Source organism: Clostridioides sp. LIBA-7678, assembly GCF_056716065.1.
Genome location: NZ_CP196988.1, coordinates 172,639 through 185,968 on the forward strand (window position 1 = coordinate 172,639; position 13,330 = coordinate 185,968).

General features: G+C 27.3%; 4 protein-coding genes. 3 read left to right on the forward strand and 1 reads right to left on the reverse strand.

Annotated elements, in window-relative coordinates; genetic code table 11:
- Positions 1–747: 747 nt before the first annotated feature.
- Together ACTG46_RS20380 and ACTG46_RS20385 are read left to right on the forward strand one after the other, a co-directional pair.
- Positions 748–11,088 carry an immunoglobulin-like domain-containing protein gene (locus ACTG46_RS20380; protein WP_479924264.1) on the forward strand — a complete coding sequence of 3,447 codons (10,341 nt, stop codon included), beginning with the start codon at positions 748–750 and terminating at the stop codon, positions 11,086–11,088.
- 206 nt (positions 11,089–11,294) lie between these two features.
- On the forward strand, positions 11,295–11,642 hold the full coding sequence (locus ACTG46_RS20385; protein ID WP_021382231.1) for a helix-turn-helix domain-containing protein: 348 nt from the start codon (positions 11,295–11,297) through the stop codon (positions 11,640–11,642).
- Positions 11,643–11,688: 46 nt separating this feature from the next.
- Here ACTG46_RS20385 and ACTG46_RS20390 read toward each other — a convergent pair whose 3' ends face one another.
- Positions 11,689–11,871, reverse strand: coding sequence for a hypothetical protein (locus ACTG46_RS20390; protein ID WP_021382232.1), 183 nt, complete (start codon positions 11,869–11,871; stop codon positions 11,689–11,691).
- A gap of 159 nt (positions 11,872–12,030) precedes the next feature.
- On the opposite strand from ACTG46_RS20390, the gene ACTG46_RS20395 reads away from it, so the two are divergent.
- Positions 12,031–13,173, forward strand: a complete 1,143-nt coding sequence (locus ACTG46_RS20395; protein WP_479924265.1) for a M56 family metallopeptidase — start codon at positions 12,031–12,033, stop codon at positions 13,171–13,173.
- The last annotated feature ends 157 nt before the right edge of the window (positions 13,174–13,330 follow it).

The window sequence follows — 13,330 nt, forward strand, 5'->3', positions numbered from 1 at the left end:
TTTTTGTTATTTTATTAACCTTTAGCAATTTTTAATAGATATCAGCCTAAAGGAAATTATTAAAAATTTTAATTTTGAAAATTAATAGATGCAATATGTTTGATATAATTCCGTCAATTTTTAATATAAAAACATAACTTTTCTATATTAGGTTTTTGATATAAGAAAATAAGTTGAGTATTTTTAATATGATTTTTTATAAAATTTCATTATTTTAATAGTATATTAAAGTGTTTTAAAATAAGTCCTAACATATTTAAAAATCATCATATTCTAGCTATTTTCTTCAAATAATTAAAATGATATATAAATTGCTTGAAGTTATTTTATATGTCAAAGTATATATAATTTAGCTAAGTACAATCTTTAAATTCAAGACCTATATTTTTAAATATATTTAATATTTTTTTAACATTATTTTTCTAAAAAACATTAAATTATTTTCAAAATTCAATTTTCAATATTTATCAGAAGTCATAATAGAAAGTCATAATAGAAATTATTTGTATTTTAAAGTTTATTTTTTAACTATGTTTGTCTGTTTTCACTATGTTTTTATATTAAATTTATATATATAATTAAATTCAAAAATTTAATTATATATATAGGATGAATATAAAAGATATATTTTTATAAATAACAAAAGATATATTTTATATATCAAATATATGGTGAGTAAATTAAATAAAAAATATTTATATATTATATAAAATAAAAAACTGAAAAATAAAAAGGAGGATACTTTTTATGATAAATAAAAAAATAATATCTATATTGATAGCAGCTTCAATGATAAGCTCAAATACACCTATTAATGTCATTGCAGATGAGTTATTAAAAGAGTATAAAAATGAATTTATTAAAAAAATTACACAAAATAATGATTCTAAAGCAAATTCCACAAACAATGACATTAAAAATAATAATACACTAAATATGGGAGAATATGAAGATAATAATGGAATTCTAAATTTCCCTGATGCTCAAGGAATTATAAAAGAAAAAACAAATTTATTTTTCAATTTTGATGGTGAAAGTGATGTTAAAATCAGTTATACAAAAAACGGAAAAAATATAGAAGGAATAACATATGAACCATCGCTTAAAAGCAGAGTCATAAATATCAAAATAGAAAATCAAGAAGAACTGGATGAAGTACTAAAGACATTAAAAATTAAAACTAATGGCAATGTAAATTTCTCTGTGAAATTGGCTAATGTACCAAGTGGAACTATAAGTTCAAATGGTATTGGACAAGAAGAGGCTGTGGATGGAGACTTAGGAAGTCATTTTCGTGCTGATGGCAAAGGGTGGTGGCAATTAATATTTGATAAAGAGACGGAGTTAGATACAATAAACCTAACTTTTGGAAGAAAAAATGGTGCAATAATAGAAGGACTTAAAGATGGAACTTGGACAAAGATAGGTGAAGCCAATGACTACGCTATAGACCTCTATTCTAGGGAGACTCAAACTATTAAAGTAGATAAAGGTATCTATAAAGGAGTAAAAGTAACTCCTAATTTATCTGACGATAATATGAGTAGACTCTGCGAGATTTCATTTGATGAAACTGAAGCACAGCATTTTAATTATACTGATTCTCCAAGTTTAAACTTAGGTGAGCCATCTATTAATGACTCTTTTGTTACTTTTCCAAGTGCAGTTGTAAATGGATTTGGTAAATTGAGTCTAAAGCTTGAATATTCGACACCTATAGGAACTGAATATAAAGTTAATGGAAATAAGATAAATAGTGATGAAAAAGTGGTAATTACAGAGGCATATGATAGAAAAACAATAAATGAAATACTAAAAACATTGAAGTTAAATACAAAAAACCAAAAAGTTAAAATTGATGTAAGCCTTGTAGATATGGAACTAAAGAAAACTTTTCCTGATGGAACGGTTACAACAGGAACTTATTATGGTGCAGGTTATCCAGCGAATGTGATTGATTGTAATGTAAACACGTATTGGAATGCTCCTAGTGAATCTGGAAATATCAATTTCAAATTTCCAAGTCAAACTAAAGTTGATACTATAAAATTAAAAGTATCTCCATCAACAACCATAAAAAATCAATACACTATAACTGGTAAGAAAGGAGGGTCATCAGAGGTAATTGGTCAAACAGTTGAAATAGTGAAAGGGAATGAGATGAATACAGTTGATATCCCTATTGTAAAAAAAGGTGATTATGATGAAATTAATGTAAGTTCGTCTTGGATAGCTACTGGAGGATTAGGAAGTGCTTGGGCTACTATACATGAAGTTATATTAAACTCTAACTTAGAAGAGGAACTTGCATCCGATTCTGTAACAGTAGATAAAATTGAAAGTATGTTAAATTTAGAGCTTGGAGAAAAGAAAGTAATAAATAATAAAATCACATTTCCTGATGCTAAGGGAAATACAGTCGGATTTGGTTCTAGTATAGTCTTTGAGCTCAATGATGTAGAAAATCAGGATACGTCTATAAAGTATCAATTAAATGGAGAGGAAATAATAAAAAAAGATAAGACTGTTAAAATAGAAATAAATTCTCAAAAGGAACTAGATGAGATATTAAAAAGCTTAGAAATTACTTTTGATGAACTTGAAGGATGTTCTTTAAAGATATTTTCAGTTTCTTCAGATGCAGATATGGAAAATTTATCTTGGCAGATTCCTAAAAATTTTGTAGCTTCAGGAATAGGTTATGGAAATAATCAACCTAGCAATGTTTTTAAAGGTAGTGTAGGATGGAACGCAGGAACTTATAATACATCAATGTATTTAAAAAATATAAATAATGTATATCTATCTGCAATAAGATATAATTCTAAAAACGCTTTAATTGTTAGGGGGAAAAATAATGGAACTTGGAAAGATATTGGCTCATTTGGGGCAAATCAATCAAATGCAAAATTCGATGTCGTTCCTAATAATTATGAAGAGCTAGAATTCTATTCATATGGAAGAGATTGGGCTCATATCTATGATTTAGAGTTTTTTATGTCTGATAAAAAAAAGGAATGTTTAAACATATCTATAGATAAAGCTAATTTTGAAATAGGTGATTTTAACAGCGATGGAAAAGGGAATATAACATTTCCAAGTGCAGCTGGCAAAATAAATACAAATACTAGTTTAAATATATCATTTAAAAATGGATATAATAGAAATTTAGTAACAACTTATAGTGTAGATGGCGAAGAAAAAAAAGAAAACAATGAAAATATAGTTATTAATATAGAAAATAATGAGCAACTAAAAGAAGTATTAAGTAGTCTTAAAATATCACATGATAACACATCTAATTTAGATATGTCTTTTTCTCTAAATTTCAACTCTGGGAAAAAGATTACAAAAGATATTAAAATTGAAATGGATGATAGCTTGGATATGGGTGAGATACAACATTCTAATGGAATAATAACATTCAAAAATGCTGCTGGAAAAATAAGAGATAAGGCAAATTTAAATTTTGTTTCAAAAACTGAGTTAGAAATAAGATATAGTATAAATGGCGAAGAGATAACTAAAAAGGGAAAAGATATAGTTATCGAAGGATTAACACAAGATACTTTAAATGAGCTTCTAAGAAGTTTTTCTATAAGTTATGATGAATATGAAGGTTGTGAATTTTCTATTAGCCTATTAGGTAAGCCAGTTACAATAACAAAAAATTATAGCATACCACAAGTTCAAGGTAATTTAAAACTAGATTTAGGTGACTATGAGAATGATGGAAACGGAAATGTATTATTTCCAAATGCTAAAGGCTTACTATATAGAAAAGGTAACTTAAATATAAACTTTGAGAAGGGTTTTAGTAACGATATAGAAATAAAATATAAATTAAATGACATTGAATATACTAAAAAACAAAATAGCTTATCTATAGCACTTTCTAATCAAGAACAGTTGGATGAAGTATTAAAGACACTAAAAATTAAATGTGATAGCAGCTTAGAATATAATTTAAATATTACTTTAGCAGAAGAAAGATATATTCCTTTGGGAACTACATCAGATAAACCAGAAGCTTTAACAGGAGGCTGGTATTCTGGAAAAGGTGGAAATACTGCAATAATAACATTTAATTCACCATTAAAAATTAGTACTGTAAGTATATCAAAAACTTCTGGAGTAGATAATCGCTTTTATATTAAGGGGTTAAAAAATAACACATGGAAAGACATAGGTAATTTTACAATATTCTATCCAAATTACGATTATACTAAATTAAGAGAAATTGATGTTCAAAGAGATAGTTATGATGCAATTTCTATATATTATGTTGTAAACAATGGATGGGGGACTGCAAATGTTAGCAAACTTGGATTTTTAGATAAAGTCTCTACTAATATTAAAATTAAACCTGATGTATATTTAAAAGTTACTTTAGCAGACAACTTAGAAAAGGCAAACTTGAAGTGGAATAGTGATTTAGAAGCATATGCATACAACATTTATGTTAAGAAAAAAGAAGATAAAAATTGGACTCTATCTAAGAGTGTTACAGCAGATACAAATGAAATTGAAGATTATGAAATAACTGATTCAAAAGCTCCAAATCTTCCTAATTTTGAAGTTTTGAAAGATGGTTTAAAAAAAGGAATACAATTAGAAACTGAAGATGTTGGAACTGAATATTCTTATTACATTAATGCAATAAATAAAAATGGAGATAGAATAGGGACATCTAATATAGAAAAGATATTTGTTCAAAGCGATTTTAAAGAATTTTCTTATGAAGTAAGTAATAGCCCTGTTCCAACTTCTTTAAATAAAAATAGCACAAATGGATTTATATCATTTAGAGAATTAGTTGATAAAAATTATTTGCACGTAACTGCTTCAGATAACTTTGGAAATATAAGTGAAGTTAAAACTATTCCAATCCTAAAATTATTTACAGATGAAGCTCCAATTTTGACTGTACCTAGCGATATCTCATTGAAACAAAATAGTAATATCAATATTTTAGAAGGTGTAAGTGCCTATGACGAAATCGATGGTGATTTAACTAGTAAGATTACTACAAAGATAACAGGTCCTGCTGGAGCTATAGTGGAGAATATTAATACAAAAATTTTAGGTAAGTGGACTATAAAATATAGTGTTGAAGATTCTAAAAAACAAGTTACAGAGTATGTAAGAACAATTAATATTATAAAAGATATACCATTTAAACTTGATATTGGAGAAATTCTAGTAACAAGCACTTTTGTTAAGCTTCCTAACGCTAAAATTACTACTAGTGATTCTTCAAAAGAAATAGATGGTATAAAGATATATTTTAGTGATGAATTTAATAGCTCTATGAAAATACACTATGAGCTAAATGGAGTAGAAAATACTACGATAGATAGAAGTTTAGATATACAAGATAAGTTTACAATAAAAGAAGCTGAAGAGTTAATCAAATCTATAAAAATTGATACTGACAATCGTACAAAATTTAAATTTAATATAGTTTTAGATAGCAACAATGCTGAAAAAATAATATATAACTATAAAAACAATCATTACTATAAAGTGGTAGCGAATCCTGGTCTAACATTAGAAGAAGCTAAACTCGCAGCTAAAAAACAAGAAATGCTAGGCCATAATGGTAATTTAGCTACAATAAATGATGAACATAAAAACATATTAACTAAAGATTTTGTATGGACAAATGGTTCAACTGAAAATAATAATTCTAAAGGATTTATAGTCGAGTTTGGTAAAGCAGGCGAGAAATTGCCTTCTCCTGACACAACTAATTTATTTGATTATGAAAGTATTATAAATGTAGAACCTTTTGAGACTAAACAAGATATTGTTTTAGATACTGAGATTATACAAAATCAAGTTTTTCTTGATTGGAATGATATTAAAGATAAATATTTAGATTACTATGTTGCATATCAAAAGAAAAAAGGAGAAAAGGAATTTAAACCAATTTCTTCAAATAAAGAGGAAAAAGTAAAACTAACTGAAAGCCAATTAGAAGTTCCTGATGCAAAAGATGTTGATGCACCAACAGTTCCACTATATAAAGTATATAATTCTGGTATAAAACAGGGAATATCATTTGATTCAACTGATATTAGTAGCGAATATGAATATTATATTGATGCTATATCTGAATTTGGAGATATAACAAATACTTCAAATAAAAAAACTCTACAAATAAAATCAGGATTTGCTGGGTATAGTTATGAGGTAAGTAATAACAATACTCCTTCAAATTCTTTAGGCAATAGTATTAATAGTAAAGATGGCTTTATAAGTGCTAAAGAATTGGCAAGTAACTCATATGTGCATATTATAGCAATAGACAAAACTGGAAATAAAAGTAAGGTATTAACATTACCAGTTCTAGGAATATTTACAGATTATGCTCCTGTTCTGAACATAGGTGGAAATACATCTATATCAAAAGGAAGTCAATTTAATGTAATGAGAAATGTTAGTGCAATTGATGATTATGATGGTGATTTAACTAAAGATATTAAGATAATAATAAAAAATCCTGATGGAACTACAGTAGATAGTATTGATACAAATATTTTGGGTAAATGGACTTTAGAGTACTTTGTAGCAGACACTAAAGGTCAAGAGAGTAAAGCTACAAAATATATAACAGTAAAAGAAAGTTTTGATTATTTAAGTATTGATTTGGGTGAGCCTAATAGAAAAAGGTTTTTAGTTACTTTTCCTAATGTACAAATTACAAATAATAGTAATGAATTAATAGATGGTCTTAAATTATATATAAGTGAAGGATTTAATAATAGTATAACAATTAAGTATAGTGAAAAAGGAGTAGAAAAGTCTGTAAAAGGTCAACAATTAATACTGACAGGTAAATATACTACTAAAGAAGTAGAAAATTTAATTAAGTCTGTAAAAATCGAACATGACAATAGCACAAGTTTTAAATTTAATGTAAGATTACAAAATGATAATGTTGATGATATAGTATACAACCCTCAAAATGGGAGCTATTATCAATTTGTAGAAGCTAAAAGAATATCGTGGAAAAATGCAAAAAAAGAAGCAGAAAACATGGAGTATAAGGGCTTGAAAGGACATTTAGCTACTATTTCTTCACCAACTGATTTAGATATATTTAATAGTTTAACTTCAAAAACGGTTTGGTTAGATGGTACAGATGAGGTAGTAGAAGGAGAATGGAGGAATGTAAAAGGAGAGATATTTAAGTGGACAAACTGGGCTTCAGGTGAACCAAATAATTTTGATGCAGATGGTGAGGATTATTTAGTATCAATTAAAAATAGTAACGGATTGTGGAATGATACAAGTAATTCACCTAATCCTATTTGGACTGACATTGAAGGTTTTGTTGTTGAATTTGAGAATGAAAAAAATGAAAATATTGGTGGGACATATAAATACGAAGATAGTGTTTATATAGAAAAAATTGTCTCTAATAAAGATATTACAATAAGTGCAAATGCAAATGATAAAGAAAATTTTATAGATTTATCATGGGATAAATATAAGGAAGCTTCTTATTATGTAATAGAAAGAAAAAAAATAGGTGATAGTAAATCTAAATATATAAAAGTTTCAAGTAACAATTTAAAAGATGTAAATGGACAAGACTTAGATGCACCAAATATGTTTTTCTCTTTTACATTAAGCAAAGAGATGTCTGCTAAATTAAAGTTCGACTGCGATGACTTAGAAAGCGAATATGAATACTCTGTCAAGGCATATGACTCAGATGATTATGAAATAGCCTATTCTAATACAGTAAAAACTTCAATAAGAACAGGATTAAAAGGTTATAGCTATATTCTTGATAAAAAGCCAGATACAGAAGTTTTAGGTGATGTAAATAATGCTGATGGTAGTTTTGAGTTTAAAGGTGTAAGTGAAGATGATTATCTACATATAGTAGCTATTGATAACGCAGGTAATCGCACAAAAACAAAACACATCAAGCTTTCAGATGATTCTCACAATAATGCACCTATTTTAACTGTACCTGGTCTAAATCAAGTTATAGAAATAGATGAAGAATTTGACAAATTAAAAAATGTAACAGCTTACGACATGGAAGATGGTGATTTGACATCAAAGATAACTGTGCAGGGGGATATTAATAACCAAGTACAAGGAGTTTATGAATTAAAGTATAGTGTACAAGATTCAAAAAGGTTGAAAACTGAGGAAATAGTAAAGGTGCATGTTCCAGGGAATGTAGAACTTGATATAAAAGAATTTAAAGATAAATTAAATTTAACTTGGGATGAGGTAAAAGATGCTGATAGATATATAGTATATAAAACAGATGCAAACGGATTTGATTTTAAAGAAAAAGGTATTTTTAGCAATACAGAATTTACAGATACTGAAGCCAAAGATGTTAGTTCTCCAGTTGTAACATACCTAAATGAAGTCTCTGAAGCTGAAGAAACTAAAAACTCTAGACTTAATTCTATACTTAAAAAGGCAACAAATACTGACACAAAGTTAAAGTTAGTTGCAAGGGATTTATCCTCTACTTATAGATATTTCATAGAAGCTATCGACAGAAATGGAAATGTTATTAACTCATCAAAAGTAAAAAATGGCTCTGTGGAATCTGGATTAGCTGGATTTAATTATATTATTAACAGTAAAGAAGATACTGAAGCAGCTAATTTTGTAAATGCTAAAAATGTAGAAGATATAGATATTTCTAATAGTAAATTTAAGTTCTTACATGTTAAAGCTATCGACAAAAATGGAAATGTAAGCAAAACATATCATCATTTAATTGGAGGAAAATATGATACTAACCACATACCTATTATACGAAATGTTTATACAGCTAGGGTAAAAGAAGGAAGTAACTTTGATGAAATGCAAGATATTTCAGCTTATGATACTGAAGATGGTGATTTGACAAGTAAAATTGAGGTTCAAGGTAGTGTAGATACAAATACAAATGGAGAATATGAGTTAAATTATCATGTAGAAGATGCACAAGGCAATGTAAGAGATGTAAAAAGAAAAGTCGTTGTTTATGGTGATATGGAAATAAAAGTAGAAGCAAATTTAGATGGAAACAACCTAATTGTAAGTTGGGACGAAAATAAACTTGGAGATAAAGTATTTTATGAAGTAAGAAAACTTGATAAAAAATTAAACATTTATAAAACAATTGCTTACACTGAAGATTTAAGCTTCACTGATGAAAATGCAAAAGATGTGTTTGGTCCAGGAGTAAAAAATGTTCATGGAAGTGATATGGATACAGAAGAGTTAGAAGATGAAATTACACTTAATATTAATGCAGTGGAAATAGGCGACTCTGAAAAATATCAGGTTAGGACTAGACTCAAAGATAACAACTTAATAATAAGAGATATGACAACAGAAGAAGGTCATGAGTGGGGTACTGAAGGGCATATAGTTGGTGACGTGAAAGCATATAAGTATAAGCTAAGTAATAAGAGAGAGGATACATTAAAAACAGGTATGCTAACTACATCATTATCTCCTAATCAAATTATTTTTGAACATAAAGGGAACAAGTATATACATTTTATGCCAGTCGATTCATTCGGAAATGAAGGAGATGTCATTCATTATCAAATAGGTAGAGTAGATTCTGAAGAAGAAATCTTAATCCCTCCTGTTATAAGTGCATATGGTGTACCTGTTCTAGATGAGATTGGCACAAAAATAATAAATGTTGGAGACAATCTTAATGTTCTAGATGGTATTACAGCAAAAGATTTTCGAGGTGAAGACTTAACAAAATATATAAAAATCGAAGGATATGTTAACCGATTTGAAACAGGGGAATATAATTTAAAATATAGTGTTACAGATTTTAAGGGTCAAACATCTGAAAAGAATTGTAAGGTTATAGTCCAAGATTACAAGAGCTCACTTCCTAATAAACCTAATAAGAATAATGGAAAGCCAGAAGCTACATTGTGGGATGAAGAATATATAACGGTTGGAGATATTTATGGTGATGATAGAATAAGAAAAGGTGTAAAAGTAATAGACCCTGAAGATGGAGATTTGACTGATAAAATAACTTATGAAACAGATTTAGATAACAATACAGTAGGTTCTTATCTTATAACATATTCAGTAAGCGATTCTGATGATAATAGAATTAGATTCTCTAGAATTGTGCATGTTCTAGAAAAAGGAGAAGATATTCCTGATAATAGTGTAGACATTGGAGACTGGGAGAATGCTCGTTGGCCACAACTGCAAGTAAGAGATGTATATCTTTCAGTTGGAGATGACTTTAACTCAAAAAGTGGATTATTATATGCATATGATGAGGTTGATGGATATTTAACAGATAAAGTCAAAATGAGTGGAACTGTAAATACTATAAAGCCAGGCGTTTATGGTATCACATACAAAGTAACAAATAGTGATAATCGTACTTCTATACGTTCAGCTGCTGTTCTTGTAAAAGAAGGTGGATGGAATAATGGGGATGGAGAACTACCTGACCCTGGACCTGATTGGGGCGGAAATGACAATGACAATGAACATAATAATAACATTCCTGATAGACCTGACCAACCTGAGCAGCCTGATGACAATAATAATGATGATAAACTACCAGATATTGATGATGATGCAAATCAAGGTGGTCAGAATGATTATTATATAGATAAAGATGGAAATAAGATTTTTCCTGATGGCGTCATTGTAACACCTGATGATGTTGAGATTAAACCAAACCCCGATGGAGAGAAGCCCAGCATCGATGAGGAAGGAAATATAATTGTTCCTCCAGATTCAGAGATAACATTTCCTGATGGAAGTGTAATAGTTCCTCCAAACGGAGGAATTATATTCCCTGATGGAACTTTTAAAGAAAATGAACATGAAACTGATAAAGAAAATAGTAATAAAAATCCTAATTATCCAACTGAAGATAATAATAATAATTCATTTATAAAGGATAATACATCTATAGATAATAATTCTACTGAAAGTAATTTAAATTCTAGTGATTCTAATAGAATTAATTCTCCAAAGACAGGTGATACAGGTGTACTAGGGTTTTCTATAATTGCTATGTTTTCTGCTATACTTTTGTTTTTTAATAGAAAAAGAAAATAATTACATTTAATTTTAATATATAAAGAGCTGCTTAATAAAGTAGCTCTTTTTTTAATTTTTTTGCATAAATTCATTTGATAAGCATAGAATATTTTTATAAATACATCCTGTTAGATAGTTTTATACCTATTAGATTGTTAAAAGTATTCATTTAAAAATATATACTATTTAATAAGAATTATATAAAAAATAGGAGAATATAAATTTTGAATATAGATTATTTAGGTGAAAGAATTAGAGAGCGTAGAAAAGAGTTAGGAATTACAATAGAAGAATTAGCCGAGAAAGTTGGTATAGGATACAATCATTTAAGCAACATTGAAAGAGGTCGAAAAATACCTAGCCTTGAGACATTTATTAAAATCGTAAATGAATTAGACACAACTTCTGATATAATTCTTAGAAATTATGTTAAATATGCAGAACCTCATTACAAAAATACTATAAAAAGTGAGATAACAGATGGTCTAGAAAATTTAGATTTAGATGGATTAAAAACTGTTTCAGAAGTTGTATCTGTCTTAAAAAAGAACTTAAGTAAAGCTAATAAATAAAAAGAGTTATTTAAACATATAACTCTTTTTAAGATGATTTTACATATTAATCTTCATCTTCCCAGCTTTTAACCCAGTTTTCCAATTCATGAAGTTTCTCTTCAGTTAAGTGTTTATCTTTATGCATTGTAGAAACTGAATGTATAAATTTATCATCATAGTCTTTAACTATTTGTTTTATTGCGATTAACACTTTTTTATATTTTTCTTCTATCTTTCTGAGTCCCATCTATCTATGCTCCTTAACATATTATATTAAATAATAGAGCTATTTTTTCAAAACATCTACAGGTAATTTTTTCCATTTTGTTGAATATTAGTTTTAAAATATATAAAATTATAAAATAAGATAACAGAAATCGTTTTTTAGGGGGATAAGGTAATTTTTATGAGCTATTTATTTGATTGTCTATTAAAAACAACCATTATAAGCAGCATTTCTATATGCATATTGTTATTATTAAAAACAAGCTTATTTAAAATATTTAGTAAGAAGTTCAATTATTATATTTGGTTAATTGTTATACTTAGAATGATATTTTTCTTCTTCAGCTACTCTATAGATTTTACTAAAGAAGCATCTAGAGATTATGTTTTAATTGATAATATTACCAAACTAGATAATAAAATTAATCCAGATATAGATATTTCTTTTTTCATATTATTATTTTGGATAATCGGAGCTATAGCTTCTTGGTCTTATCTATTAATTAAGTATATTAAATTTAAGAATTTAATTATTGATACATCTTATGAAGTAGAAGATGAATACATAAACAATATATACCAAAACTTATTAATTGAACTAAATATAAAAAAGAACATAAAATTAAAATATACAGATGAATTAGAAAGCCCAGCAGGTATAGGTTTATTTAAATCATATGTATTATTACTAGATTTACCATATGATAGAGATAAAATTTATTGGATTTTGAAACATGAATTAATACATTTTAAAAATAAAGATATATTAATAAAGTTTTTAGTAGAATTTGTAAAAAGTTTATATTGGTTTAATCCACTTGTTTATATTATGCGTAAAAAAATTTCTGCTGACTGTGAGCTTTGTTGTGATGAAAGTGTTATGAATAACTGTTCTATCAAAGAGAGAAAATTATATGGGCTGACTTTACTACATTCGATAGAACTTGCTAATTTTAATGATGCAGGACTATTAACAACAGAATTTAATAAATTAGATTTAGAAATAAGACTCGAAAATATTCTAAAAAGCAAGGGTAAAAATGGTATTGTATTGGGAATACTAATCTTCATAATTTTAAGTACTTCTTTTTTAGAGATTAATGCTTTAGAACCCATCAAAAATAAAATAAATTCTGAAAAAGCTAATACCGAGAATGATGGTTTTAAATTTTTCGAAACTACAGATTATACATATGCAACTGCACCAGAAAAATATAGAAAAAGGTACGAGGAAACTTGTAAAAAGCTAGGTACAACTCCTAATGATTCAGATATAATAGAAGTTTCTACTGTAAATGAAGATAATCTTATCCCTACTGACTAAAAATTTTAAAAATAAAAGCATCTTTGAGCTATAAAGATGCTTTTATTTTGCATATAAAAATAGTTACAATATTTATACTTGCCTTGCTTCGATTTTATTGAAGGATTTAACACAAAATTTTGTCAAATTCCTTGACATATATTTTATTTTGATTCAT